This window comes from Pseudoalteromonas luteoviolacea (assembly GCF_001750165.1).
Classification (GTDB): Bacteria; Pseudomonadota; Gammaproteobacteria; order Enterobacterales; family Alteromonadaceae; genus Pseudoalteromonas; species Pseudoalteromonas luteoviolacea_G.
In genome coordinates this window covers 4,595,190-4,621,884 of record NZ_CP015411.1, presented here as the reverse complement: position 1 = coordinate 4,621,884, position 26,695 = coordinate 4,595,190, and the positions used below count along the sequence as shown (strand labels likewise).

Annotated in this window: 24 protein-coding genes; 12 read left to right on the top strand and 12 right to left on the bottom strand. The window is 43.3% G+C overall.

The genetic code is table 11. From position 1 onward, the window contains the following. On the bottom strand, nt 1-1,206 hold the full coding sequence (locus S4054249_RS19775) for an isochorismate synthase (protein WP_046354594.1): 1,206 nt from the start codon (nt 1,204-1,206) through the stop codon (nt 1-3). Nucleotides 1,207-1,566: 360 nt separating this feature from the next. Here S4054249_RS19775 and S4054249_RS19770 point away from each other — a divergent pair, with 360 nt between their 5' ends. Continuing rightward, complete coding sequence (locus tag S4054249_RS19770; protein ID WP_230851887.1) at nt 1,567-3,153, top strand: cyclic peptide export ABC transporter; 1,587 nt, start codon at nt 1,567-1,569, stop codon at nt 3,151-3,153. A 57-nt stretch (nt 3,154-3,210) separates the two neighbouring features. Here S4054249_RS19770 and S4054249_RS19765 read toward each other — a convergent pair whose 3' ends face one another. The 5 genes from S4054249_RS19765 to S4054249_RS19745 all read right to left on the bottom strand — a co-directional run bounded on the left by S4054249_RS19765 (nt 3,211) and on the right by S4054249_RS19745 (nt 7,600). After that, nucleotides 3,211-3,900: a 4'-phosphopantetheinyl transferase family protein gene (locus tag S4054249_RS19765; protein WP_046354596.1), complete on the bottom strand. Its 690-nt coding sequence runs from the start codon at nt 3,898-3,900 to the stop codon at nt 3,211-3,213. A gap of 71 nt (nt 3,901-3,971) precedes the next feature. Continuing rightward, a complete protein-coding gene (locus S4054249_RS19760; protein ID WP_046354597.1) occupies nt 3,972-4,373 on the bottom strand; it encodes a hypothetical protein in 402 nt (133 codons plus the stop codon). Continuing rightward, the gene (locus S4054249_RS19755) at nt 4,373-6,004 is read right to left on the bottom strand and encodes a S41 family peptidase (protein WP_046354598.1); all 1,632 of its coding nucleotides are present in this window, start codon (nt 6,002-6,004) and stop codon (nt 4,373-4,375) included. The genes S4054249_RS19760 and S4054249_RS19755 overlap by 1 nt, the downstream gene beginning before the upstream one ends. A 190-nt stretch (nt 6,005-6,194) precedes the next feature. Next, on the bottom strand, nt 6,195-6,827 hold the full coding sequence (locus S4054249_RS19750; RefSeq protein WP_046354599.1) for an endonuclease: 633 nt from the start codon (nt 6,825-6,827) through the stop codon (nt 6,195-6,197). A 65-nt stretch (nt 6,828-6,892) separates the two neighbouring features. Next, on the bottom strand, nt 6,893-7,600 hold the full coding sequence (locus tag S4054249_RS19745) for a hypothetical protein (RefSeq protein WP_046354600.1): 708 nt from the start codon (nt 7,598-7,600) through the stop codon (nt 6,893-6,895). A 180-nt stretch (nt 7,601-7,780) separates the two neighbouring features. On the opposite strand from S4054249_RS19745, the gene S4054249_RS19740 reads away from it, so the two are divergent. After that, on the top strand, nt 7,781-8,161 hold the full coding sequence (locus S4054249_RS19740) for a hypothetical protein (RefSeq protein ID WP_046354639.1): 381 nt from the start codon (nt 7,781-7,783) through the stop codon (nt 8,159-8,161). 431 nt (nt 8,162-8,592) lie between these two features. After that, nucleotides 8,593-9,771: a DUF3103 family protein gene (locus tag S4054249_RS19735; RefSeq protein ID WP_046354601.1), complete on the top strand. Its 1,179-nt coding sequence runs from the start codon at nt 8,593-8,595 to the stop codon at nt 9,769-9,771. A 150-nt stretch (nt 9,772-9,921) separates the two neighbouring features. Here S4054249_RS19735 and S4054249_RS19730 read toward each other — a convergent pair whose 3' ends face one another. After that, a complete protein-coding gene (locus S4054249_RS19730) occupies nt 9,922-11,553 on the bottom strand; it encodes an endonuclease (RefSeq protein ID WP_046354602.1) in 1,632 nt (543 codons plus the stop codon). A 269-nt stretch (nt 11,554-11,822) separates the two neighbouring features. Here S4054249_RS19730 and S4054249_RS19725 point away from each other — a divergent pair, with 269 nt between their 5' ends. The 4 genes from S4054249_RS19725 to S4054249_RS19710 all read left to right on the top strand — a co-directional run bounded on the left by S4054249_RS19725 (nt 11,823) and on the right by S4054249_RS19710 (nt 16,881). Further along, the gene (locus S4054249_RS19725; protein WP_046354603.1) at nt 11,823-13,643 is read left to right on the top strand and encodes an assimilatory sulfite reductase (NADPH) flavoprotein subunit; all 1,821 of its coding nucleotides are present in this window, start codon (nt 11,823-11,825) and stop codon (nt 13,641-13,643) included. A 51-nt stretch (nt 13,644-13,694) separates the two neighbouring features. Further along, nucleotides 13,695-15,419: an assimilatory sulfite reductase (NADPH) hemoprotein subunit gene (gene cysI, locus S4054249_RS19720; RefSeq protein ID WP_046354604.1), complete on the top strand. Its 1,725-nt coding sequence runs from the start codon at nt 13,695-13,697 to the stop codon at nt 15,417-15,419. 38 nt (nt 15,420-15,457) lie between these two features. Continuing rightward, on the top strand, nt 15,458-16,198 hold the full coding sequence (locus S4054249_RS19715) for a phosphoadenylyl-sulfate reductase (protein WP_046354605.1): 741 nt from the start codon (nt 15,458-15,460) through the stop codon (nt 16,196-16,198). A gap of 173 nt (nt 16,199-16,371) precedes the next feature. Continuing rightward, the gene (locus tag S4054249_RS19710) at nt 16,372-16,881 is read left to right on the top strand and encodes a DUF4124 domain-containing protein (protein WP_046354606.1); all 510 of its coding nucleotides are present in this window, start codon (nt 16,372-16,374) and stop codon (nt 16,879-16,881) included. Nucleotides 16,882-16,924: 43 nt separating this feature from the next. On the opposite strand, the gene S4054249_RS19705 is transcribed toward S4054249_RS19710, so the two are convergent. From S4054249_RS19705 to S4054249_RS19695, 3 genes are read right to left on the bottom strand one after another with little or no spacing between them, the layout of a single operon-like run. Continuing rightward, nucleotides 16,925-18,025 carry an NAD(P)/FAD-dependent oxidoreductase gene (locus tag S4054249_RS19705; RefSeq protein ID WP_046354607.1) on the bottom strand — a complete coding sequence of 367 codons (1,101 nt, stop codon included), beginning with the start codon at nt 18,023-18,025 and terminating at the stop codon, nt 16,925-16,927. A 6-nt stretch (nt 18,026-18,031) separates the two neighbouring features. Further along, nucleotides 18,032-18,493 carry a PaaI family thioesterase gene (locus S4054249_RS19700; protein ID WP_046354608.1) on the bottom strand — a complete coding sequence of 154 codons (462 nt, stop codon included), beginning with the start codon at nt 18,491-18,493 and terminating at the stop codon, nt 18,032-18,034. 16 nt (nt 18,494-18,509) lie between these two features. Beyond that, complete coding sequence (locus S4054249_RS19695; RefSeq protein ID WP_046354609.1) at nt 18,510-18,899, bottom strand: RNA-binding S4 domain-containing protein; 390 nt, start codon at nt 18,897-18,899, stop codon at nt 18,510-18,512. A gap of 163 nt (nt 18,900-19,062) precedes the next feature. Between S4054249_RS19695 and S4054249_RS19690 the strand changes: the two genes are divergently transcribed. Beyond that, nucleotides 19,063-19,335, top strand: a complete 273-nt coding sequence (locus tag S4054249_RS19690; protein ID WP_046354610.1) for a hypothetical protein — start codon at nt 19,063-19,065, stop codon at nt 19,333-19,335. A gap of 84 nt (nt 19,336-19,419) precedes the next feature. On the opposite strand, the gene S4054249_RS19685 is transcribed toward S4054249_RS19690, so the two are convergent. Beyond that, nucleotides 19,420-20,403 (bottom strand): extracellular solute-binding protein, encoded by a 984-nt coding sequence (locus S4054249_RS19685; RefSeq protein ID WP_046354611.1) that lies wholly within the window; start codon nt 20,401-20,403, stop codon nt 19,420-19,422. Nucleotides 20,404-20,547: 144 nt separating this feature from the next. On the opposite strand from S4054249_RS19685, the gene S4054249_RS19680 reads away from it, so the two are divergent. Continuing rightward, nucleotides 20,548-23,178: a putative bifunctional diguanylate cyclase/phosphodiesterase gene (locus S4054249_RS19680; RefSeq protein ID WP_046354640.1), complete on the top strand. Its 2,631-nt coding sequence runs from the start codon at nt 20,548-20,550 to the stop codon at nt 23,176-23,178. Nucleotides 23,179-23,264: 86 nt separating this feature from the next. Then, nucleotides 23,265-24,086 carry an arylamine N-acetyltransferase family protein gene (locus tag S4054249_RS19675; protein WP_052960855.1) on the top strand — a complete coding sequence of 274 codons (822 nt, stop codon included), beginning with the start codon at nt 23,265-23,267 and terminating at the stop codon, nt 24,084-24,086. Nucleotides 24,087-24,111: 25 nt separating this feature from the next. Here the strand turns inward: S4054249_RS19675 and S4054249_RS19670 are convergent, their stop codons facing one another. After that, on the bottom strand, nt 24,112-24,774 hold the full coding sequence (locus S4054249_RS19670) for a DUF2959 domain-containing protein (RefSeq protein ID WP_046354612.1): 663 nt from the start codon (nt 24,772-24,774) through the stop codon (nt 24,112-24,114). 87 nt (nt 24,775-24,861) lie between these two features. Between S4054249_RS19670 and S4054249_RS19665 the strand changes: the two genes are divergently transcribed. Then, entirely contained in the window at nt 24,862-25,734 is an 873-nt protein-coding gene (locus tag S4054249_RS19665; RefSeq protein WP_046354613.1) for a virulence factor BrkB family protein, read from the top strand. A 9-nt stretch (nt 25,735-25,743) separates the two neighbouring features. Beyond that, nucleotides 25,744-26,694, top strand: a complete 951-nt coding sequence (locus tag S4054249_RS19660) for an alpha/beta fold hydrolase (protein ID WP_046354614.1) — start codon at nt 25,744-25,746, stop codon at nt 26,692-26,694. The last annotated feature ends 1 nt before the right edge of the window (nt 26,695 follow it).

Below are 26,695 nucleotides of genomic sequence, written 5' to 3'. Positions count from 1 at the left end.
TTACTTGTTAAACTGAGTATAGGCTTGCTGGACAGACAGTGCGTTCAGCATGGTTTTGAGTTTAGCTTCGGTTTCTAGCCATTCAGAGCTAGGATCTGAGGCGGCGACAATGCCGGCACCTGCAAATAATTTAGCAACGTGATCTTTAAGTTCTCCACAGCGGATCACCACGACCCATTCACCATTGCCCTGCTGATCACACCAACCAATGATCCCTGAAAATAGGTTTCGGCCATGACCTTCCAGCTCTAAAATATGCTGATAAGCAGGTTTAGTTGGTTTACCACAGAGCGCGGGGGTAGGGTGTAGTTGATTGGCTAAATCTAAAATATGGGTGTCAGGATCTTTTAAATGTCCCGAGATCACGGTGGATAGATGCCACATGGTGGCAGTGTGCAATAAAGAAGGTTCGGCTGGGATCGATAGGTTGTCGCATACAGGTGCTAACAATTGGCGCATATCGTCGATGACGACAGCATGCTCATGCCTATCCTTTTTAGAATTGAACAAGGCAGCTCTTCGTTGTGCCTCCACTTTACTGCACGGATCTCTTGGGATCGACCCTGCCAGTGGGTTACTACTCACCGTTTCGTCCTGCTTTCTCAGCAGTAGTTCAGGACTGACACCCATCAGAACAGAACTTTGCTCTGTGGGGAATGCAAAGTGATAACCTGACTGGCTTTGTGTGAGAAGCTGATTTAATACATGCTTGCGGTCTAGAGGGTGCTCAAATTCTAATTCAACCTGCTTACTGAGTACGATTTTTTCTAGTAGTGCCGATTCAAATAAGTACTTTGCTTGTGTTACCGTTTGCTCGAAATGATTTCGATCTTGAAGGTAGTTAACATTTCTTAGTTTATTTTCGTGTTGATTGGCGTCTGTAGTTTGTGTATTTAACCACTGACTAAAAACACTTTTATCCCATCTAGCAACGTGCTTTGGAATAATAAACTGTGCAGTTTGATATTTGCAAAAAGGCAGGACACCAAAAGCGATGGCATTGTCATTATCGCCCTTATGCTGTTGTAGCTGTGCTTGCAATTCATTCACCAAATAGTCGGTGTTCGCTATGGGCAAATTAAATCGATGTTTTATACCTTGTCCAAGTAAACAGCTATCACCTGACACAAAGAGACAATCCTGATCGAGCAGAAACTCGCCTAGAGACTGAGCCTGCGCTAAGTTAGATATTTCGCCTGCATGCATAATTTAACCTTTTTGCGTTGTCATTTAACTGCTGCTGACGTGAGGGTCAGCCGCGAATGTGTGTTAAAGACGTGTCAATGGCAAAAAGATTTAGTGTTCTTATCCATTGTAATTTTTTACCTATTGTTTGAGCTGGGATTTTTAAATGGTGTGCGCAGGCATGAGATAGAAATAAAACGAGATAATAACGGCATGATAAATTGGGTGTCGTCTTTAAATCTTTCTCAATTAGGAATATAAATCTGGCTTTACAGTGAATTTTTTGGCTGACTTCTCGTCCTGTATCTAGTCCTAATATTGAATTAAAAAAAGAGAAGTAACGTGCTTGCTAATCTAATTCGAGCCACATGGTGGCGATTTATGGCAACAGCCATCACCAGTACTTTATTCGGCTTGGCCAGTGTCGCCCTTGTTGCGTTGATCAATGAAATAATCAATGCCTCACCTGAAGCCCGCACTGAGCAGTTTACCTACTTTGCTATTTTGGCTGTCGCTGGCGTTGCGTTGCAGTTATGCTCCAAAATATTTGCAGAACAATTGACTGAGCAAAGCCAAGCTACGGTGCGCAGTCAAGTGGCTAAGCATGTCGTCAATGCCGTGTTTAATGATGTTGAAGCGCAAGGTGCAGGAAAAATAAAGTCTTGTTTAACTGAGCATAGCTTACGTGTTTCGGAGTTCTTTCAACGCCTACCAGGTATTTTGACTAATGCCATGATTGTGCTTGGGAGTTTTGCCTATATGGCTTGGTTGGACTGGCGCGTATTTATTTTTGCGGTATTAACTTTATTAGTGGGGTCAATCGGTTATAGCTTGGCCAATGCGACGGCATTTAAGAGGGTTACCGAGGCTGCAAAAATTCAGGACTCACTCTACGACCAATTTGACTCAATTTATGATGGTGCCAAAGAGCTTAAATTACATAAGTCTAAACGCCGTATATTCGTCGAGCAGGTGATTGGGGATACCATTTCGCTGCTACGTAAACGTCGAGTACAAGGCGCAACTATATATCACTATGCCGCTTCATGGGGGGGGTTCAGTATTTTTGCTTTTATTGGCGGTACGCTTTACTTCTTGACCGGTCAAGGCACAGATGAAACCAAGGTGATGTCCGGTTTTGCGCTGTTGTTTTTGTATATGCTTACCCCACTTGAGGTAATGTTAGCGGCGATTCCAAAAGCGGCAGCAGCAAAAGCTTCTGCAAACACCATTACTGAGATGACCGCTAAGTTACGTCTTATCGAGCAGCAATCGAACCCTGATTTGGCAGGTTTCAACCAGATTGAACTTAAAGCCTTAAGTCATGGTTACTACCATGAACAGAGCGATGAAGTGTTTGCATTAACACCAATTAATTTGACGTTGAATAAAGGCGAAATTATTTACCTTGTTGGTGGCAACGGCAGTGGAAAGACGACATTTGCAAAGCTAATGTGCGGCTTATATCCTGCGAAAGAAGGCGACTTATTCGTGGATGGTCAGCACATTACCCCTGTACAACTAGATGGTTATCGCCAATTATTCAGTGCTGTATTTAGTGATTTCCACCTGTTTGATAGGTTATTGGATTGCCAAGATACGGTGTTACAAGATAAGGGCAATAAACTGATTAAAAAGTTGAACTTACACCATAAAGTGGCAATTAAAGACGGCGCATTCACGACGCAAAAGTTATCTCAGGGGCAGCGTAAGCGTCTAGCTTTGGTTGTTGCCTATTTGGAAGATAGGCCGTTTTACATCTTTGATGAATGGGCAGCCGATCAAGATCCTGTATTCAAAGATGTTTTTTATACAGAGTTGCTACCTGAGCTCAGTGCAAAGGGAAAAACCGTGTTTGTTATTACTCATGATGACAAGTACTTCCATTTGGCGGACAGATTATTACGCATGGAAAATGGATGCCTTACTGAAGCAAAGGGTGGCATTGCGGATCAGTGGGCAGTGTAGGTACTCCTTTACTGCAGATAAAAAAAACGATGCGCAAGCATCGTTTTTTACTTTAAATTAATCAGTGTTTAGATTAACACACTCAGTCAGCACCATGTCATTGGTACTTTGGTGATATACGGTGATTTTCGTTCCTGTTGGTAAGCTGGAATGCAGATCTGTGGTGAGGACAAACTGCAAACGATATGTGTCATGAGCGATGAGTTTCGCTGCCTCAAAACCAAAGAATGATTGCACCACGCTATATAACGCCTTATAAATACTTTCTTTTGCGGAAAATACTAAGGTGAGTGGCTTCTGATGATCTTGGCCAAGTGCAGCAAATGCCGATGCTTCATCATCTATTAAAATTTGACCGCGAAGTTCTGATTCTTGTTTATCCGTCATCATGTGTTCTATGTCGATCCCGATGCCGAGAACGTTAGGCTGATCAGTCGCAACGGCCATTGCGAAGCCTTTGCTGTGAGTAATTGAGCCACAGACCCCCACAGGCCAGATTGGCGAACGGTCGTCGGCGCTTTGGACTATAAAGTGTGTGTGCCCTATCTGTTCGAGTGCATTGGCAGCACAAACGCGACCCGCGAGATATTCGGCTTTTCTTTTTGCCACTGCGCGATGTAATTTATCAGGAAGAGGTTGATTGAAATACGCGTAGTCAGCATCTTGATAAATATCAGGACTGAATTTCATACAGCGAGAAACATACGGTAATTGTGGTTTGAATGGCGACACAGGGACGATGTGCATATATAACTCCTTGGCTTAACCGCCATAGTGTCCCTGATCCCTATTGTGGATGCAAGTCAGGTAATCTGCGTTTAAGCAGGGTCTTTTTTGTCATAGACAATACATTTGGCGTACTGTAGCGGCACGAATTGATCGGCTTTAGGGTAGTAAAGCACACAGTGGTTGTCGCGCAATTGTAATTCAAAAGCACTGATCGGTAATGATGATAGAGATGTGTGTGTGAGACCAGCAGCATGTTTCTCCAAAGACTGGCCATGTGTTATTAACAGCTGTGGTGATTGCGTAAATACATCAACTGCCAAAGTCGGTACGGTACCGCCTTTTAAAGATACGATAGCGTGTCCCAACTCAGTGAGTATTGAGGGCGTGGCCTCAGTGAGCAGAGCGGGTTGAACCCGCTTTGTACTTTGGCCATTGCTACAGGCACTGATGCACAGTGCCGAGAGCGAACTTATCAACAGTTTAGCTTTCATTATTTATCCGCATTGATACGTGTATATACGGCACCATGTTTCAGTGGATTGAATGGCATGTTAAATGGGGTCACGCCATAGTATGTAGATGAAACGGGTTGTGCCTCTGAATAAAGCGTTCTGCCTTGGCGTTCTGAAGCTGGGCAATTGCCTGTGCTAATATGATGCAGTGCCGCGGCAAATAGTCCTTCACTTTTGTCACCGAGATCTTTACTGAAATCGTCGCTGATGCTGCATCCAGGCACTTTTGCATCCAATCCGATTTCACCGACAAGGCTTGCTTGAGGAGTCACCATAAAGCCATCCTCATAATCCCCAAACCCCTTGGCATTCGCTGATTTAGTCTGGATGGTGTAATACACGGTGCCGCAATTTTGTTCTGGTGCAAAGCCAAACGGTTTGCCTCGGGTATTATCACCAATTAATACCACATCAACATCAATACCTCTCAGGGCATTGATGACGCTTTCGCTTGCAGATGCAGTATCATTAGTCGTTAGTATGTAAACACGGCGCATCTGCGGTGAGGGGAGTTGATCGTTATTGTATTGCAGTGTCGTCCAATTAATTGACTGCTCAACAAACTCAAGTGGTTCATTTTTACTGCTTAGTTTGTCATTGTGTGTTTTGATAGAGAATGGACGGCCATTCGACTGACTGCCTGCAATCATGTAACTAACTTGAGAGGCTTGAAATACCAAGCCGCCACCGTTATAGCGCATATCCAAGATCAGCTCATCAATGTTTTGGTCACTAAATTGTTGAAATGCGGAAATGAGATCGCTCTGAGCACTGGCAATAAACTGATTGAACTGTAAATAGCCAACGTTCTTACCTTCATGAACAAAGGTTTGTGCGTTTTTCACTGGCGCAAGTTGAAGGTCCTGTGCCGTTACAGTTACAGTCTTTTCTTGCCCATTTCGATCGAGTAAAGTCAGTGTCACCGCTTGATTTACACTGGGTGTAAATGCAGTAAGTATTTGATTATATTGCGCACTATCTTGGCTGTCGAATGTCGCAAAATCAAGGTCTCCGACTTTCAATAACCTATCGCCACGTTGAATACCGGCATTGGCTGCTGGGGTATTGTCATTGACATAGGCTACATAGGCGGCGCGGAACTGTGGAATGGTCCATGTAAATCCAAAACTTGCAGACACACCATCCTGTGACTCTTTTTTAAAGTCTTCGTAGCTTTGGCTAAAATGAAACTCATCTTTGTCTTTGCCACTGGCGGTCTTTTGAAATGTCTTTAATTGAGAAAAGTAAGCCGCTACAGTGGAAAAGCCGTTTGGATCATTGTCGATAATTTCGTCATACCATAGGTAGGTTTCATGACTGAATGAACGTAGCCACATTTTTTCATGCATCATGGTCCCTGCCACATCTGGATAAGCAGTATTTTCATAGGGGTCAATACCACTGCGTGGTGCAGCGCAGCGATTTGCAAAACGTGTCGAAGGATCAAATTGACCAGCCTGCCATGTGGGTGGTGTGGTATCGGGTACTGCTGGCGTTGTCGCCGGCGTGTTCGTTACGCCTCCTCCTCCTGAACCACCGCAACCAGCGATAAGAGTGGATGTAAATGCGATACCGAGTGCGAGGTATAATTTGCTACTGTTCAATTTCATATCCCGTTCCTAATCGTTTACTACATAACCCCGATTTAGAAGACCTGCTTTTGTGGGGAATGCTTTCAATAGTACGTTTAATACCAATATTTAAACCAAATTATCAATTGCTGAATTAGATTACAATCTAATTAGCGCTTGTTACTAATTTAAATACAGCGATATGAAAATTTTAATCCGAGCTGGCAAGTTAATGCTCTGTTTTGGCCCATACTTCGAATAACTTTTGTTGTTTTTCGCTGATTTTAAGGCCGTAAGTTTGTTGCATATAAAAATAGGCTTTCGCAATTTGCTGCCGTGCGTAAATTGGTGGCTCAATCACCCGTTGTTTAAAGTCAATTTTGACTTTACATGCACCATGTTTATACGGGGTATCAGGTAACATACCAAATCGGTAATTGCTGCGATCTCCATTTATCTCACCAATCGCGGGTGCGAGGTTACGCGGATCAGCTTCCATGCGGCGAAATTGAGCACTGACTTTTCGGCAATTAGCGCGTCCACCTGATTGCCAACATTGAAGTTGATGTCCAAATTCCCATGCCGATACAATGTGTTCCCACTCAATACGAGTCGCTCGACTGTTAGGTTTACCGCTGCGTGTGATAGGGTTTCTGGGCTGATATCCGCATGTTTGGGGATCTGGTACTGGCTTTTTCCCAACGCGATTAATATCGCAGCCACAATACAGTGTTTTGGACTGTTCAGTAAGTTGCTGGTTAAGGTGTTTTTTTGCTTGATAAAAGCTAGTAAATGTATGGGCGGCCAGCGGCTGAGTACAGCATAATAGAATAAATAAACAAAATAATGGGATAGGGAACATGTCTCTCACCTAAGGTGAACGTCGAAACTGCCCTCACATTATCCCATTTTATTGTTTAATAGTAGTTATTTCAGTGCACGACGACGACGTCTCCACGGTGGAGATTGTAATAATAGTATGAATCCTGAAATACAAAATAGTACGCTGGTTGCCGAGAAAGAAATTAACAGCGGGTTATTAAAATCATCTCTTTCGTCGTAATCCATAATATGCAACATCCAGAAAAAATCGAAAATACGCCATATCGTACTGCGCACCGTGATCACTTGACCGCTTTGGCTATCTAAGTAAATAGTTGTGCTGACTCTGTCGTTAAAAGTGACTTGCCAAATATCTTTACGATATTGCACTTCTCTTGGGCCTATTGTCATCAACATGGCCTGAACGATATCCGCATTACCTATATAGTGTGATTTAGCTTGCTGTTCTATATCCGCTTGACTGGGTGGGTGCAGTAAAGCCCCCGTTTTACCATGAAAGTAAACCGCATGCTCAGCGTTTAACTTTATGATGGGAATATCAAGGAAGTGTTTGTATTCTATACTTTTAAGTCCTGGTACTTGCTGCTTAAGGTGATCGAGACTAGCGAGGTAATCGGCGGCGTTAAATGGATTCTCAAGTTGTCTATTTGCCAAATGTTTGCCATGCACCATTTCTAGTGGAATTGCACTCATCACCAGTCCACCTAGCAACCAGGCGAAGATCTGTAGTGCCAGTAAATAACCAAGGTATTTATGTACTTTTCTGGCCGGTTTTAATGCAGTTTTAATCATTGCTCTGTTTTTTAGTCAAAATTGCTGATAGCTTATTGAAATTGGCGTAAAATCCAAAGTGACAAATTGTCGCACCCAAAAGTATGACTTATGCCGTGATATGTTGGTCGGTTATTGGTGGTGGCAGTGTATAACAACTGGGCGAGAGGCCCATCCATAAAGCAAGGTACCGCATTCGCAATGTCAGAAATCCAATTTTTAAATGTCGACTTAGAATTAGAATCCAAACATGACATCTCCGCTTTGGTTGAAGACCTAAAGCGCAATGCTGTTGTGTTGCATTATGATAAAGATGAATATCGCGAACTTGCGCGTATTGAAGCGAGCACTGAAGTGAACAGCCCTAACAAAGCGATTAACCACCTTTGTGAACTGATTGAGTCATGTTCAAAAGCGGCGCTTAAGCAATGGTTGGGATGTAAAAAACGCACATTTGATATTGGTTTTGTATCGGGTGAAGCGCCGAAATGCTATTCACAAGCTATTGATGTAGATACTTTATTAAGAATATCAGCCATCGGTGCAGGAATTGAAATTACATTGTACCCGATCGAAAAGTAATGCTTATGGGGGCCAGCATTGCGCCCCTACCATTCTCTGAAGATAGGTTTTTCACATCAAGTAAAGCCTGTATCTTATATAAATCTTATATTATTCAATAACTCACCTCCGAAAAAAAGCAGCAGGCTTTGTTCGTATGTCAAATTTTCGGGCATACTTATATCACCTCAGTACAGTTTAAATTGGCGACCTCTTGCTGTGTAATTATCAATCAAACTCAATTATTGCAAAATAATATATTATTTCCGGGGTGAATAATGTAACAATATTATCTATATTTTTCATTGTGATAGCTTAACATTGAAAATTAACATGTTAATTCATTATTAATATCTTGATAAATTTAGTGAGCTGTTTTATCGTTGCTAGGCGATCAAATACTGCAATGCAGATGTTTTGAGCAAACACACGGATTATTTCAAGGAAATGTTATGCACACGTTACTTAAGTTTGCGGCATGGGCCGTAGTTCTTACTTTGCACAGTGGTCAGGTTGACGCTCAGCCTACTGAGGCCGCAGATGACCTAAGTGCCTCGCTACAGTCGATAGATCTTTACAATACAGCGAGTTTTCAAGTCGTTGATATCAAGCGCGTGGTCGCTAAAGCGGTAGCACGTGAGATAAAGCACAAGCAACAGTCTTGGCAACAACAGCTTAATAGCTTTAACAAGCTCAATTTAGCGCAGCTTTCTTTATCTCGTGACACTATGTCGCTTGGGATACAAGCAAATCGATTAACGCGCCAATTAAAAGGTTTGTCATCTTACGGCCAACAAGTATTTCAGTTACGTTTAGCCGACAGTGCAATGCTTGATGCGTGGCAAGGCGGGCAGTTACCATTGATTGCATTTTCACCGCGAGGGGAAGATACGACATGGCTTCATGTCGAAGCATTTGACGCAGATGGTCAACTACATCTGCTGGATGCCACGCAAATGCCACAGCGCCCAGTCTTAATTGTTGAGTTAGACAAACAAGTTGTGCACAAAGAGGGTATTGCTGTGATGCGTAAAGTGTTTAATCAACATTTTAGCAAGGCGCAGTCCATTTTAGAAACTGATGCCTTGGATACTATCGACATTCAGTCTGCTATTTCTACGTCCGTGATTAATCATATTCGCTTGAATGATGACAAAGAGCCTTGGGTATCCGGCGCAGCTGAAATCTACGCCATTGTGAATGGCGTTAGTCCAAGCAGAGATGAACCTGTGTTAGATATTGTTGATTTGCCATACTTAGACAATGATGGACAAGATTATTCACCGAATCAAATTTTAATTCATTGGGAACGCTACCGTTGGCAAGCTGCTGATGTCTTGTTGATGGAACATGATGACAATACGAACTATCAAGAGTTAGCGGTGGCTTTTTTAGATGTGGTCACTCAAGCAATGAAATTGATCCCCAATCCCAAAGTGCAGGGCTATGCCATTATTCCTCAGTTAACCAATGAACTGATCAAAGCGATGCCGAGTCATTGGTTTAGCAATGATGATGACTATGTTGATGTGTTTTACACCTTATTTGAAAACCGCAGGTACTCCAATTTAATGGGGGCCAGCAACAATGCCAAAATGACTTTATCTCCCTTAACGATAGAGCCTAGGTAAGTGCGCTTTTAAATCGCAGCGGTGGTGGAAGATCGATTCGATTTATTAGTTAGGAACACGGTTACCTTACCTACTTTAACACTCACGTAGACTCTGCGCTGAGTATGTTATGCGGCCTAATGGAATAGGCCGCTTTTTTCTTTTCTACGTTTACCAAATTAGGTCGACAAATTCAGGGTGATCCACATAAGGGTTGCGATTACCTTGATATTCATAGGCTGCTTGGTTGCGTGCGCGCTCTATATCATCGACGGGATCTTGCTGATGCCAGCGTTTAAGCATATTAATCACCCAAGTTTCATAGACAAGCCCTGACGTACCATTGAGCACATCACTGCCGTAACTTGATTTATTGTGCCAGCTAGCAATGACATGCTCATAGCGCGTGGCCATATAAAAATAAATTCGCGCAAAGTCACCTTTGAAAGCATCAATCGGCTCAAATACCGTACCACTGTAGCCAATGCCAGATGCACTCCCGACTTTACTGCCATTGGAAGAAGTGTAACTGGCACTGCCCACTTCACCAAATGGGAAGCTATTGCGTTTTGCATTCACATAGCCATCAGAAGCAACAATATGGTGTACATCTGAGTTCATTGGCTCCACTTTGCCACCAAACCAGCTTTTAGGGAAAGAGTGTTCACGGTTATAACAGTCTCCTTCACCACGATAACTACCACATTGATCACCCACTGCAACAAAGTTAATCGCATCAGTATTTGTTGGTTGCTCAGAGTAACGATCCAGTACAGAGTTATCTTTTTCAAAATAGCGGTCGCGTTCATGCAGGTCGATGAAGGACCATAACGCACCATAGCCTTGGTTGTTGTGGTTTTTAATGATGGTATGTAGTTCTGATTTTAGGGCAAGGCCAGTTAAGCCTGCGGCAGTCGCGTAATAGCCTGTAGGATCTTGGCCGTTACCGCCGTCATTACCTAGGGTAAATTGCTTTTGATCTTGATTGGTAAATTGCCCGCCAGATATCAGGATTTGACCATTGTGAGAAAATTCGTAACGGCCATTGCCCTGTGAGCAGCAAATGCCATCGCCATAGCTATCTAAAATTGTGAAGGTATAGGTATCATCGGTTAAACACAGGGTCTCTGTGATGGTTTGATTATTACTATAACCACTGCCATTTTTTATGACTTGCCCAGCTTTGTTTGCCAGTTGCCAGCTGGTTTCGCTCGCGTAGTTATCTGTTTTGAGCGTAAAGTTCACTGTATTGTGTTGGCAGTTTGCGGGCGGCGGGGGAGGTGGCGGTGTCGTTGCAGTGCCTGTGCTGTAGTTGTCAACATATACGACTTCGCTACCGTCAAATCCGGTGACATCATAAAACCGTAAGCCAACTTCAATGTTCTTCGAAGTGCTTGCCTTGTATTGATAGTTTAATTGCTGCCACTGTGCTGTTAGCTGTGAGTTTGAATACCCCCGATAACCATCAACATACAGACGGGCTTTCACCCCGCCTTCGGTGTGATAAACCCAGGTGCTGAAGTCATATGTTTGCCCTGCAACAACGGCAATGCTTTGACGGAAATCTGTATTGCCTTGTGTTGCAGTATTGACGGTAATGGCAGCCGCCGTTTGACCAGCTTGCACAGGCGTTGTGACAGGGGATGTTGTGATCCCGGAGTCAATGATAGACCAATTACTCGGTCTGTCGTATTGCCACTGTTCAAAGCTACCGTTATTGATTTGCGCTTGGCTTCCTGTACTAAAAATCGCTGCTAAAACAGCTGGTTGATAATGTTTTTTTATTGTCTTATATAATTTCATTATGTTCTCTTATTGTGTTGGACTGATAAAACACGGAAGAAGAACTGCACCCCCGTTATTAAAATGTTAATTAAAAACAGATCAAAAAATAAACACTTCTTTTAATCTGTTTTCGTTGGTGTTTTTTTCTTTTCATAACTAAAAGGAATAACAAAGCAGATACTGTTCTTTTTGTTGAGGGATAGGAACAGTATCCTGCATGCTATTAAATGACCTGCACACTAAAGTGCCAGAGCAAGTAAATCGAAATGGGTTACGGGGAATAAACAATGTTGTTAAGTCAACTGAGTGCTGCGGCAAGTCCGCTTTCACAAGAACAACTGCAAAAGTTACAGGGGTTAGTGGCTGAACTAAACCCTATTCAACAAGCTTGGGTGAGTGGTTACTTGGCTGCAAATGCCAATACTGCGGCGCTTGGTGGCGTGCTTGGTCAAGCTGCTGCACCTGCGCAAGATGCTGCGCCATTAACCATCTTATATGGTTCTCAGACAGGTAATGCAAAAGGCGTTGCTGCTCAGCTAGAAGCACAGGCTAAATCACGTGGCCTAGATGCTAAGTTAGTGAACATGGCGGATTATAAGCCTGGTAACTTAAAGAAAGAAAAATTCATCGCCGTTGCTGTCTCAACATACGGTGAAGGTGAGCCGCCAGAAGATGCTGAAAATCTTCATGAGTTTTTAGTTGGTAAAAAAGCGCCTAAATTAGACGGCGTTAAAATTGCGGTTTTAGGTTTAGGAGATTCAAGTTATGAATTCTTCTGCCAAACGGCCATTGACTTTGAAGAGCGCCTACAAAAGCTGGGTGCTGAAAGTGTTGTTGCGCGTGCTGATTTAGACGTCGATTATGAAGAACAAGCTGAGGCGTGGATTGCGTCTGCACTGGATGCATTTGAGCCAGAACTTAAAGCACAGCAAGCCGCGGGCGGCGCAACGAATGTTGTGAATGCTCCGTTTGGCGCACCACAAGCTGCGCATAGTCAGTATACTAAGCAAAATCCATTTACTGCTGAAATTTCATCGGCTGTGAAAATCACCGGTCGTGATTCAACTAAAGATGTACGCCATATCGAAATTGATCTTGACGGCTCTGACATTAGCTATCAGCCGGGCGATGCATTAGGTGTGTATTTCTTAAATGATGAAGCACTGGTTGATGAGGTGCTCAGTGCACTAAATATCGACCCTCAGAGCGAAGTAAAACTAGGTGATGAGACCTTCAGTGTGCGCGATGCTCTGATTGAAAAACTTGAATTGACTCAGTCATATCCTGGATTTGTTGAAAAGTATGCGACGGCCACTGGGAATGAGGAATTGGCTAAGCTAGTAACAGATAAGGCAGCGCTACGTGAATATTTAGAAGCGCGTCAGATCTTTGATGTTATCAAACAAAACCCAAGTGAGATTGCAGCGCAAACACTGGTTGAGTGTTGCCGCAAACAACAAGCGCGCTTGTATTCTATTGCATCGAGCCAAGCCGAGGTGGAAGAAGAAGTTCACTTAACGGTTGGTTTAGTCGAATTTGAAGCATTTGGCGAGCAGCATTTTGGTGGCTGTTCTGGTTTCTTAGCGCATCGCGTTGAAGAGGGCACCAAAGTCAAAGTGTTCAGTGAGCACAATGATAACTTCCGTTTGCCAAGTGATGATAACACACCTGTGATCATGGTTGGTCCAGGTACAGGTATCGCGCCATTTAGAGCATTTTTACAAGAGCGTGATGCGCGAGAAGCTGAAGGAGACAATTGGTTGTTCTTCGGTAACCCGCACTTTACACAAGATTTCTTATACCAAGTAGAAATTCAGGGGTATGTGAAGTCAGGATTGCTAAATCGCGTTGAATTAGCATTTAGCCGGGATCAGGCAGAAAAAATTTACGTTCAAGACCGCTTACGTGAAAAGGGCGAAGAAGTTTTTGCTTGGTTAGAAAAAGGAGCACATTTCTATGTGTGTGGCGATGCTACACGTATGGCCAAAGATGTGCATCAGGCGCTGTTAGACATCGTGAAAACCTATGGTGGCAAAGATGATGAGCAGGCCGAGCAGTATTTGAAAGAGTTGCGTAGTGCTAACCGTTATCAAAAAGACGTCTATTAATAGGCGTCATCACGCACTTTTACCGTCACTGTATAGAATTTAGGAAAAACCATGAGCAATCAAGATTACAAGCCCAATAGTAAGCACGATCCTGAGGCGAAATTTGCTGACAACGAACGTTTAAAAACAGAGAGTCAGCACCTGCGCGGTACCATTGAAACCGATTTAGGCGACCAACTAACTGGTGGCTTTACCAAAGATAACTTCCAGCTGATCCGTTTCCACGGTATGTATCAGCAGGATGACCGCGATATTCGTGCTGAGCGTACTAAGCAGAAGCTAGAGCCGTTGCACAACGTGATGTTACGTGCACGTATGCCTGGCGGTATCATTAAGCCGGATCAGTGGCTTGCCATTGATAAGTTTGCAGAAGAGAAAACGTCTTACGGCAGTATTCGTCTGACAACACGTCAAACATTCCAGTTCCATGGTGTATTAAAGCCGCATATCAAAGAAATGCACTTAACATTGCATGATGTGGGTGTCGATTCAATTGCAACTGCGGGTGACGTGAACCGAAATGTATTGTGTACAACGAACCCAGTAGAGTCAGAACTTCACCAAGAAGCGTATGAGTGGGCTGCGAAGATCTCGGAGCACTTACTGCCAAAAACACGTGCTTATTTAGAGATCTGGTTAAATGGCGAGCGCAAAGATTCAACAGAACTAGAGCCAATTTTAGGTTCTACTTACTTGCCACGTAAGTTTAAAACCACGGTCACTATCCCACCGAATAACGAAGTGGATGTGCACGCGAATGACTTGAACTTTGTTGCGATTGCTGAAGAAGGCAAGTTAGTTGGCTTCAACGTACTGGTTGGTGGCGGTCTGGCGATGACGCACGGTGATGTGAACACCTATCCGCGTCGCGCTGATGACTTTGGTTTTATTCCACTTGAGCATACGCTTGCAGTGGCAGAGCATGTTGTCGGTGTGCAGCGTGACTGGGGTAACCGCGTAAACCGTAAAAACGCAAAAACTAAATATACACTAGATGCATTTGGTATTGATGCGTTTAAAGAGGAAGTGGAAAAACGTGCAGGCGTTAAGTTTGCAGAGAGCCGTCCATATGAATTTACTCACCGTGGTGATCGCTTCGGTTGGGTTGAAGGCATCGATGGCAAACATCACCTGACGTTATTCTTGCAAAGCGGTCGTATTTTAGATTACTCAGGCCAGCCTCTGAAAACAGGTTGTCGCAAGATTGCAGAGATCCACAAAGGGGATTTCCGCATGACAGCAAACCAAAACTTAATTATCGCGGGTGTGGCTGAAGAAGACAAAGCTGAAATTGAAAAAATTGCGCGTGAGCACGGCTTAATCGATGACACGCATACAGAGCAGCGTAAGAGCTCAATGGCGTGTGTGGCACTCCCTACTTGTCCACTTGCGATGGCAGAAGCGGAGCGTTACTTACCTGAGTTGGTAGAGAAAACAGAAGCACTATTAGCAAAACACAGCATTCCAAACGATGACATCATCATGCGTGTAGTAGGTTGTCCAAATGGCTGTGGCCGTGCAATGTTGGCAGAAGTGGGCTTTGTTGGTAAAGGCCCTGGTAAATACAATGTTTATCTTGGCGGTAACCGAGAAGGTACGCGTGTTCCTAAGCTTTATCTAGAAAACGTCAGTGAAGATGTTTATCTTCCTGCACTAGATGAGCTGATAGGTCAGTGGGCGGCTGAGCGTCAAGAGCAAGAGTGCTTCGGTGATTTTGTGATCCGCAAAGGTATTGTTGCGGAAGTTAAAGTTTCAAAAACGGATTTCCACGCTTAATAATAAGGGCCCGATAGGGCCCCATAATAGGACAAGCTATGAGCGAATTTAAGCAAATATTAACCCTAGATAAAGCAACACAGCAGGCACTGCTTGCTGATGCGAATGGCATGCTGGCACAAAAAAGTGTTGAAGAGCGTGTTGCTTGGGCGCTTGAGAATCTGCCTGACACCCATATGCTGTCGTCAAGTTTTGGCATTCAAGCTGCGGTGATGCTGCACCTCGTATCACAACAAAAAAATGATATTCCTGTGGTCTTAACTGACACCGGTTACCTATTCCCAGAAACCTATCAGTTTGTGGATGAATTGACCGAAAGGCTGAAGTTAAACCTTAAAGTTTATCGCAGCGAATACAGTCCAGCTTGGCAAGAAGCTAAATTCGGTAAACTGTGGGAGCAAGGTGAAGAAGGCATTAAACACTACAATACCTTAAATAAGGTTGAGCCAATGACGCGCGCACTGCAAGAGTTGCAAGTCGGTACATGGTTTAGTGGCCTGCGTCGTCAGCAATCTTCGTCACGCTCTGATAAGCAGATCCTAGAAATTAGCCGAGGTAGTGTCAAGGTGTACCCTATTATTGACTGGCACAACCGAGATGTTTATCAGTATTTAACGAAACATGATCTACCTTATCATCCACTTTGGGAACAAGGGTATGTGTCTATGGGTGATGTGCACACGACACGTAAATTAGAGCCAGGCATGACAGAAGAAGAAACGCGCTTCTTTGGTCTGAACCGAGAATGTGGTTTGCACATTGACGGAGATGGGATCTAAGTAATTTGATGAGCCGCGACATAGTTCGCGGTTTTTTTATGCCAACATAATGCCATCCTTTCGGTCATTTCAAGCGTCTTTTCTATTGATAATTTTTTGCCCAATTGTCAAACTGTGCGCAATACCAAGCTATACTTTATTAGTGTGGCCTCAAGTGAAAAAGGAGTGCCGAAATGAAATCCGCAAGTTATATGTTCATTATGATGATGTTAGTTGGACTCGCGTCATTATTTATCATCAAACGTCCGGACGGTAAGCCCTATCTCAGTATTGATATGATTTTTGGTAAAGCACAGCAAGAAGCAAATGCGTTGCTCGATAAATCAAAGCGTGAGCTTAATGATGCGGTCAATAGTGCGAAAGGAATGATGGATGGTGAAGCGTCTAAAGCGTCACCAGCGACCATTTATAAATGGCAAGATGCAAAGGGAAACTGGCACTATTCAGATAGACCAAATACACGCGTTAATAGCCAAGTACATACTTTAGACCCGACTAAAATAACCATTATGGCGGCCGAGAACACAGATATTTTGAAGGAAAAAGCACAAAATACAGACGGCTTAGAGGGTAAAAATGGGATTAATAGCATGAACCCCAGTGAGGTGAAGAAGCTGGTGCAAGATGCCCAAAATGTACAAAAGCTCATGGATCAAAGAGCGAAACAGCTTGATGATACATAAAATCAAAATGATGGTATAAAAGGCGACGTAGATGTCGCCTTTTTTATTCGGCAATCAGCTGCTCTGTGACAGACTGGGCAAGGGAGAGACTGGCCGTCAACCCTGGCGACTCAATGCCAAATAAATTAATAAGGCCAGGAATACCGTGAATACGCCTATCTTCAATGGTGAAATCTTGTGATCCAGTTGTTTGTAATTTAGGTCTTATTCCTGCGTAATCAATTTGCAATTTACTTTTCTCAACCTGTGGCCAGTAGCGTTGTATGGCTTGATAAAACTTATCCAAAGCACTGCTATCTGTTGCGTAATCAATGGCGTCGACAAATTGAGTATCTGGTCCAAATCGCAATTGCCCTGCAAGGTCGACAGTCGCATGTATACCGAGTCCATGCTGCTCTGGTACAGGGTAAATCAGGTGCTTAAACGGATGCGCCCCTTGGTAGCTAAAATATTGTCCACGACAATAGTGAATTGGCGGTATCTTTGCGCTGTTTAGCCCTTCAATTTTTGCCGCATTGTGCTGTGCATATAGTCCACCTGCGTTTATCAAGTGGGTGCAGCTGAGCGAGAAGGTTTCTCCTTCACAATTGAGTGTTACTAAAAATCCCTGTTGCATGGGGGTTGCGCTGATAAATTGTGTATTTGCGACAAAGTGCCCTTGGTTTTGCTCCAGTTGACCTACCAAAGAGAGCATAAACTGATGGCTGTCGATAATGCCAGTGGAGGGTGAAAAGAGCCCTTCTTTGGCTTTTACCTGCGGAGCTTTTTGCTGCAGTTCTGCTTGGCTTAGCCTGTATAGGTCGTCTACGCCATTTTGCTCTGCTTGCAATATGAGCTTTTCCAGTGTCTGTATTTCAGCATCATTTTGCGCTGTGATGACCTTACCTAGCTGTTTTACGGGCACGCTAAAGTCTTTACAGTGTTGATAAAGTAGAGCTTTACCTGCGACACAATGGCGCGCTTTTTCACTGTCAGTTGGGTAATAAATACCAGCGTGGATCACTTCACTGTTGCGACTGCTGGTGTGTTCCCCAAAATGTTTTGCTTGTTCAACGACAAAGACTTCTCTATGTTGGCTGAGTCGCGCTGCAATGGACAGACCAACGACGCCGGCACCAATGATTAGTGTATTAATATGTTCCATATATTTTTATTGCTCCGTGGTCCTATTTTTCTGACGTTCAACGATCGCAGCGGTCATGCGCGAAACACAACATAACTCCCCTTTAGCATTGGTGATTTTAATTTCCCATACTGATGTGCGTTTGCCTAAATGCAGGGGTCTGGCAATGGCACTTAATATACCATTTCGAGAGGCTTTTAAATGATTGGCGTTGATCTCTTGCCCAACACAATAAAAGTGTTCAAAGTCAACGGCAAAATTTGCCGCATAACTGGCGACTGTTTCTGCTAAAGCAACATTGGCACCGCCATGCACCATACCGATTGGATTGTGGTGATGGACGGTCGCTGGCATGGTGGCAACCAAATAGTCATCGCCAATTTCACTGATTTCGATGCCAAGAGTGGCCATTAAAGAGCCTTTACCATGTAGGCCTTTATCAAGAGATTGGCATAGTTCCTTGGTAATGGGTTTAAACCAAATGCTCATCGCTTGTAACTCCTTGTTATCCAAAGGAAATAGGTTTTCGGCCAGTCTTACTGTCGACCTGTCCCTGTTTTTTACGCTTTTTATTGCCGCTTTTACTTTTATTCGCTGTGCTGTTTGTGGCAGCTTTGGGTGCTTTGGACCGTGTAACAGGCTCGGGAGGACGTGGGTTAGGGATTGCGTCTTCGGCGAGCGTCAGCATAAAGATCTCACCGTCAAAGTGCAGCGTGTCACCAGAATAAATTTTTCTGCGCTTTTGCGTGCACAACTCATTATTCACAGCAATATAGCCGAGGGTGATTAGCTGTTTAGCTTGCCCGCCAGTTTCTGCGAAATCGAGTACTTTGAGTAAATTACAAAGCTCGATGGGTTCTTCTTCAAGTTCAATTTCAACGTATTCTTGATTCATATCACAACTCATAATGCGACTTTGCGACAGTATACCGCGCAGTTAAGATGAATGACGAAACTTTTTCGTTATTGTTGTGGTCTTTAATGTAATTGCAGCATTTGGTGTGTATTTTGCTTGCAACTTTGATTGATTCCATTTTGACAACACAGGGAGATCAACCATGGGTATTCGCTCTAAACTAAAAAAAGAGCTGATGAATTTGGACGCACTGGGTTTAATGACCGCAGATGATGTGCGTGCTTACCTTAATGTTCACCTTAAGATTGCGCGTGATAAATTCTCGCTGATCTCACGTTTTAACACGCATCACAGCCAAGTTCAAGCTGGTTTGCCGAGCACGGAAAAGGCGTTGAAATTTGAACGACATAGATTATTTAAAGACGTGCTTTATCCAAAAACGGCTGTGCAAAAATGGCTCGCACAGGCAAGTTAATATTACCCCACCTTGCTCTAACTAGTGCGCTATGTCAGGGCAAATAGCGCACCCTTTTGTTGCGAATTTAACAATTTAACTGTGTTATAGCGTGGTTATTTTATTGGCTTGTTGTGTGTATTTTAAGCTCAGATTGATGTTTTGCAACGCAGGCTTAAAAGGTAATAGATAGCCTTCAATAGTCACCACAGGGAATTCGTTAAGTAGTTGAGCATACATTTTTTGTGTTTGTGGCAGTAGCAGAAAATCGATAAAAGCGAGTGCGTTTTCTTTGTTTGGGGCATGTTTCGCGATGGCCGCCGTAGTGGTAGATACGGGAGTTTGTCCATTTTCCATTTGCAAAAAGTGCATGGCAAGTTGCGAAGCGAGCTTCATTTCTTGCTTATTATTCGACTGTTTCATCATGTGCCAGTAGTAGTGATTTGCCAGTGCATACTGGCATTGTCCTTTAGCGAGTCCACGTAGCTGATCTCTATCGCCACCAGTTGGTCGTTTTGCGAGGAGTTTATTCGCATTGGTTATCCATTGGGTATCTCGAGCACTATTGCTCGACAGTAAGCTGGCAAATAACGTTTTATTATAGCTATGGTGCCAGTCTCTAACACAAAACTTCCCCTGCATATGCGGTTCAGTAAATTGTGAAAAGTACGTTGGAATGAACGTCGTTGCTTTGTCATTTTTTCGAGTAAATAACGCACGGGTGCGCATTGATAGGCTCACCCAATGCTGATCCGGATCTTTGAAAACATCTGGCAGGCGCGACCAGCCTTTAAGCTCCGTCATGGGTTGTAATAACGCGCGATGGGCACTGAGTTGTTCCAAATCAGAACTGAGAATAACGTCAGCTCGAGATTGGGCTCCATCTGCTTTTAAGCGCGAGAGTAAAAAATGAGATTTTCCATTAACGAGATTAACTTTGACGCCGCTGTGATGCTCGAATGCTTGCAGCATCGGTTTGATAAGTTCATATTTGCGAAATGAATAGACATTAAGTTCGTCATCACTGGCTAATATTTGGGTACTTAGTAGCAAAAGCGGGTAAAAACAACAAAGTTTACTTTTAATCATCGCAAATAAGAATTATTATCAAGTAGTGCAATGGTACAGTGTTGTGAGCGGATGTCTAGAGTAAAAAAGTGGGAAAAATTTTTTCAGTCGCCGATAAAATTTGGTGGTTGGATTTACAGCATATACTTATTTTTGATCTGCTATATGGCGGTGGTTTTTCACGATCATTATACCCAACGCAGCCATCATCAATTGGAACAACAAGTAGCGCAGTATCAATCTAGAATGAGTGAACAGTTGCAGCGATTTGCGCACTTATTGTATTCGATAGAAGCGTATTTACGGGCGACGCCAGAGATCACGCCAGAGCAGTTTTATCATTTAGCACAATCTCAGCTGGCGGGTTTAGAGCTTGAGCTTAGCTTGGAATCTTATGCCATCATCGAGCGAAAACAAGTTGCACAGTTGGAGCGTCAATATCGTGAATTGGGTTTTTTTGATTTTACTGTGCATTTGCCAGCTTCGCAAAGTACCCATTACTTAACTACGGTTAAAACTGCGCCTGTATCTGAATTTGGCCATTTACTTGGCAGTGCTGTATCCATATCTGATGCTTTATCTGGACGTCTTAAAAACAGTGAGTTACAAGCAGTCAATTGGCCAATGTCTGATCGTTGGAGCGTTGTCATTGAGCAGTTTCAAAGCGCCGATGTTGCGAAAGCACTAGGTATAGGCTTTGAACTACAACACTTATTGGAAGGGCTATTCAGTCAAGTTTATCAAGACAATGGTCATCAGGTGAGAGTGCTATCTGGTGAGCAACTGTTGTTCACATCGGATTGGCAAAGCCATCACCAATTGGCGAATAAGCAACCGGGTATTATTGAAAGCATGGATTTTTTCGGTAATCAGATTGAAATTCATCTGTATACTCAAGAGCAGTTGATCCCATCTATTTTTAATAATTATTCACTGATCATTGCCATGGTAGTGGTGATTGCAGCTGCGTTAGGTTTGATGATGTTGCTACAAGTACGTTACTTGTCTAGACAGCATCAGACTGTTAATACGTTAGTTGACGAGCGCACTGCGAGTTTGGCTCAAGCAAACCAGCAGTTAAAACATGCCTCAGATAAACGTTTATCTGCATTGCAGCAACAGATCGTCGCGGAACGCAAGTATAAAAGTCTGTTTGTAAATAGTAGCGAAGGCCTGTTTGTATTGGATAAGCATGGGATTTTGGTGGATGCTAATCCTGCATTTAGGGCGCTATTATTAGGTGAGCAGCAATCTTTAAAAAGTCTTCAACTTAGCGACTTAATGCTCGATAGTGAGTTTGCTGTTAAGTGGCGCACCATGGTGTCTAGGTTTGAACAGCATGAAGAGCTAGAGTGGCTAGCGGGATCAAATCACACCAATGGTGTATGGCTGCGCCAAACCGGTTCGTGGATCTGCCATAGCCATGACACGATTTACGAAGGTCGTGTAACAGATATTACGCAAATTAAGTTGTTCAATGAGCAGCTCAAATATAAAGCTCAGCATGATAGTTTGACTGACTTACTAAATCGGCAGACTTTTTTGCAATTAGTTGAGTCCTGTCGATCGCGTAGCTCCGGACAGTTTGTTTTGCTCTATATCGATCTTGATAGGTTTAAATTGATAAACGACACCCTGGGCCATCTTGCTGGGGATAAGTTGCTGGTAGAGTTTGCGATGAGAATGCGAGAGCTTGTTGGCAGTTATGCTGACATTGCGCGTTTAGGGGGGGACGAATTTGCCGTATTGCTTGATACTGAATATTTTCAAGCCCCTTTGGAATTATTGCTGGAAGATATTCTCACAGCAATTAGAGAGCCATTTGATTATCAGGGGAGCAAGCACTCGGTGAGTGGCAGTGTCGGAGTGCGGCGCTTTACAGCGCCATGTCACAACTATGAAGCGGAAAAACTCCTCCATGATGCAGATGTGGCGATGTACGAAGCAAAAAAACGTGGTAAAAATGACTTTCATATTTTCACTTCAGCCATTGCCGATGAGGCATCTCGACGTTTATTAATTGAGCGTGAATTGCAAACATTGAACATGGACTCGGAGCTGTCGCTGCGTTTTCAGCCCATTTATTGTCAATTGGGGAAATCTGTGATTGGATTCGAAGCACTGCTGCGCTGGCAGAGTCCCAAGTTAGGTGTAGTGAGTCCAGCCGAATTTATTCCCATTGCGGAAGAGTGCGCACAAATTGTGAAGCTCGGGCACTGGGTTTTTTCTCGTGCCATGCAATGTGTAAAACGTTTTCCCAACCGACGTATTTTTATGAGCGTCAACGTATCACCTTTACAGTTGCAGCATAAAGGGTTTATGAGCTGGTTATTGAGTCAATTTGAGGACACAGAATTGGACCCGACGCAGTTTAAAATTGAGCTGACAGAGTCAGCTATGATGGCACAAGAGAATAGCCTCATTGCGCCATTGCAAAAGCTGCATGATGTGGGGTTTGGTATTTATATTGATGATTTTGGAACAGGTTACAGCAGCTTATCTCGTTTAAATATTTTGCCAGTAGATGGATTAAAAATTGATCGTGCATTTATCAACGGCATTGAAAAAGTGGGCAACCCACGTCAGTTAATTGAAGCTATTTGTGCAATAGCCAACAGCTTTAATCTGACGGTAACAGCAGAAGGGATTGAGCAGCCTGCACAATTGTCAGTGTTGTCATCTCTTTACTGTCAGCAAATGCAAGGTTATTTGATGAGTAAACCTTTATTAGAGGAAGAGGCTTTGCATTTACTGTATCTTGATCAGGATAGAAAAATTACAGGGGTTGCAAGTTAAAAGCTTGACCTCAACCCTGCTTCAGGTTTTACCTTACAAAGCCCTAAATACAATTTGTATAAGTAAGCAGATGAGTAGGAGGTGCTATGACATCATCGCAATTGGCCTTGTATTTAGCCAAATTAGGACTGGACAATCCAAAAGGTTGTAATTTAGCGTTTGTTGAGCAACTAATAAAAGCGCACCTCGCGCGATTCAGTTTTAGCAGTATCAATGCATTGCAAAATAAACGCTTAAGCTTAGAGCTTGATACGGTGTTTACTCGAGTCATTGAAGACGAGCAAGGGGGCTACTGTTTTGAGCACAATAAAATCGTGATGATAGCATTGCAGGCGTTGGGTTTTGATGCTTCTCCGGTGCTTGCTCGAGTTTTACTTAATGGTAAATGGGATAATCCTCGCACACACCGGGTAACGTTGCTCAAATACAATCGCAGTGAATATTTAATAGATGTGGGTTTTGGGAGTAAAACACCACGTATTTTAATACCTATTGATAACAATGCCGACGTATGTGATGAAAATTATGCTTATCATATTGAGCGCAGTGCTGGGCGCGTAGTGCTTACGCTCACATCACCCAAGTTGACACCCTTGTATGATGTTGAACTCTCAGAGGCCTTTGAAAGTGATTGCGATGTTGCTCACTTTTATTGTCATCAACATCCTGACTCACTGTTTGTAAATCACTTAGTATCATCACGGATGACGCAAACAGAGCGTCATACTCTAAATAACTTGTTATATGTGTATCGCAATGAAGAAACTGCGGAGGTCAGTGAGACTTTGATTAAGGATGCTGCGCAGTTGAAGGTGATTATCAAAGACGCATTTTTATTAACTATTTCTGATTATGAAATCAACGGGTTGTATGAGAAGGCGGCTTTAAATATGTCAGAGACGCACTAAGCAGCTGCTTAGTGCGTATTGGGTCTTAATTTTTGTTCATTTGCTCTATAAAGGCAGTTGAATCTGCAATTGAGCGATTCATATCTGTGATCAAGCCCTGAATATCACGCTTTAAATTAGTAAATTCGCCTCTGATCGCAGCAATGGCTTGCGCATTGAGGTTGTGTTTTAGGTATAAAACATTGTCTTTCATTGAATCCAGAACAGGCTGCATTTTTGACTCGCTCTTACGCATTGAGCGCAGGAGTTTGTCATATTGCTTTTGAGTTTGTTGCAGTTTTTGCTCACTACTGCGTTTTAACTTTGGATTGCTAAACTCCTCAAGCTCCGTTTGCCATTCTTCGAATAAGGCGTCGGCAACCGACTCGACTTTATCAATATTGTCAGTGACAGATTGCGCCGCTTTTTGACTCGCTTCAAAGTCACTATTCAACTGCTCGTAGACACTTTGTAATTCTCCACCATCAAAATCGATGAGGGCAGATAAGCGTTCCAGTGCATTTTGAAATTCTTGTTGAGAGGTTTGTTGAGATTGTTGAGTATCTTCGACGCGATCAACAAGAATATCACGTTTATGTACACCAACCTGCTCCCACGCAGAATAATAGGCATTTTGCGCACTCTTACAGCCACTAAACAAGGCGCAAGCGGCAATCAAAGCATAAATTTTTAGGTATTTTAGGGGCATACTTTATCCTTTTACTTAATAGGGCTACTTTAAATTATGAAGTGGATTGGTAATATGTGCAAAGCAATCATCAATGTATAAACAATTATGAAACAACATTGGCCACAAATAAAAGCACAAGCCCGCGCAGTGTTAGATGCCCAACCGAGTTGGTGGCGGCGGTTTTTTGAACGTTGCAGAGAAGATCAACTCACCATTAATGCTGGGTACTTGGCATATGTTACCTTACTTTCACTGGTACCACTGATCGCCGTGGGGGTCGCTATTTTTACGGCATTCCCTGGTTTTGAAAATACCCGCTTGGCGATAGAAAATTTTATTTTCACAAATTTCGTACCTACCTCTACCGACACGATAAAAGCCCATATCAGTGCATTTGCAGGTAATGCCAATCAAATGACCGCTGTGGGCATCAGCTTTTTGGCTGCGGTAGCGTTATTACTTATTCGCAATGTGGATAGCGCCTTAAATCGCATTTGGCGTGTAGAGAGTAAACGTCCATTGATGATCTCATTTGCGATTTATTGGATGGTACTCACACTTGGGCCTGTGTTATTAGGCGCTAGTATTGGTGTCACCTCTTATATTGTTTCTTTGGTATCGTTTGCCGATCAAGGTATCCCAGGTTTTAGTGGCTTGCTTTTAAAGTTGCTGCCTTACGTAATTTCAATGGCAGGCTTCATTATGCTCTATACTTTAGTTCCAAATACACGTGTGTCGTTTAAAGCCGCGATACCGGGCGCTTTGTTTGCCGCCTTTTTATTTGAGCTGACGAAAAGAGGGTTTGCAATGTATATCAGCCACTTTCCGTCATATGAGGTCATATACGGTGCGTTGGCGACAATTCCTATTTTATTTGTTTGGGTGTATTTATCATGGATGGTGGTGTTATTAGGCGCAGAGTTTACCGCTTGTTTGGCCGAACATCATGAACAGGAGAATGACACACCTCAATCATGAGGTTAATCCATGACGCTACTGTATCAGCCAACGGAGCCGCTGCGCAGTTTTCATCTACCGCTCACTCATGGCCATCAAATGCATGTTGAGGAGTATGGGAATGCTGCAGGCGTTCCGCTACTGGTATTGCATGGTGGCCCCGGGTCGGGGCTGCAAAGAGCTGTACAAAGTTACTTCAACCCAAAGCGTTACCGTATTATTTTGTACAGTCAAAGGGGATGTGGAAACTCTTCCCCTCAATCACTTGAGCACAACCACACCGCATTACTGATTGAAGATATTGTGACGCTATTGGATTATCTCGATATTCCACGTTGCGTTTTGGCTGGGGGATCATGGGGCGCGACATTAGCCTTGTGGTTTGCGATGCAGCATGTTGATCGTGTGTCAGGAGTGATCACGTGGGCGAGTTTTTTCTCGACCTCATCAGATATGGCTTGGCTATATAGTGACAAAGGTGCGGGAGCACAGTTTTATCCAGAGCGTTTTACTCAGTTTTCACAGGGGCTCGCCTCACATCAGCAGATATTATCTCATTATCAACAGCAGCTATTTGGCGATGATGAATTATCACAGCACAAAGCGGCGCAGTTGTGGCATGATTGGGATGTACAGCTAAGCGTTGAAACCCAATTACAGCGATATCAACTTCCTTCACCTGCACATTTAGTTGCTCAAGCTAGATTAATGGTGCATTACATGTCTAACTTGTGCTTTTTAGAAGATGAGGCATTGTTTAAGCACACCCTCACCCTAAAATCTCTGCCTATTTGGATGGTTCATAGCCGCCATGATTTGGTTTGTCGGTTTGCAATGGCCCAAAAATTTGCCGCATCATTAAATGCTCGGCTACTTATTTTAGAAGGCGTTGGGCACTGTACGTCAAATCAAGTATATTCGGAGGCTATTCGCCGAGCAGCAGATTTACTGTTGTGCAAAATAGATAAAAATAGAGGTTAAA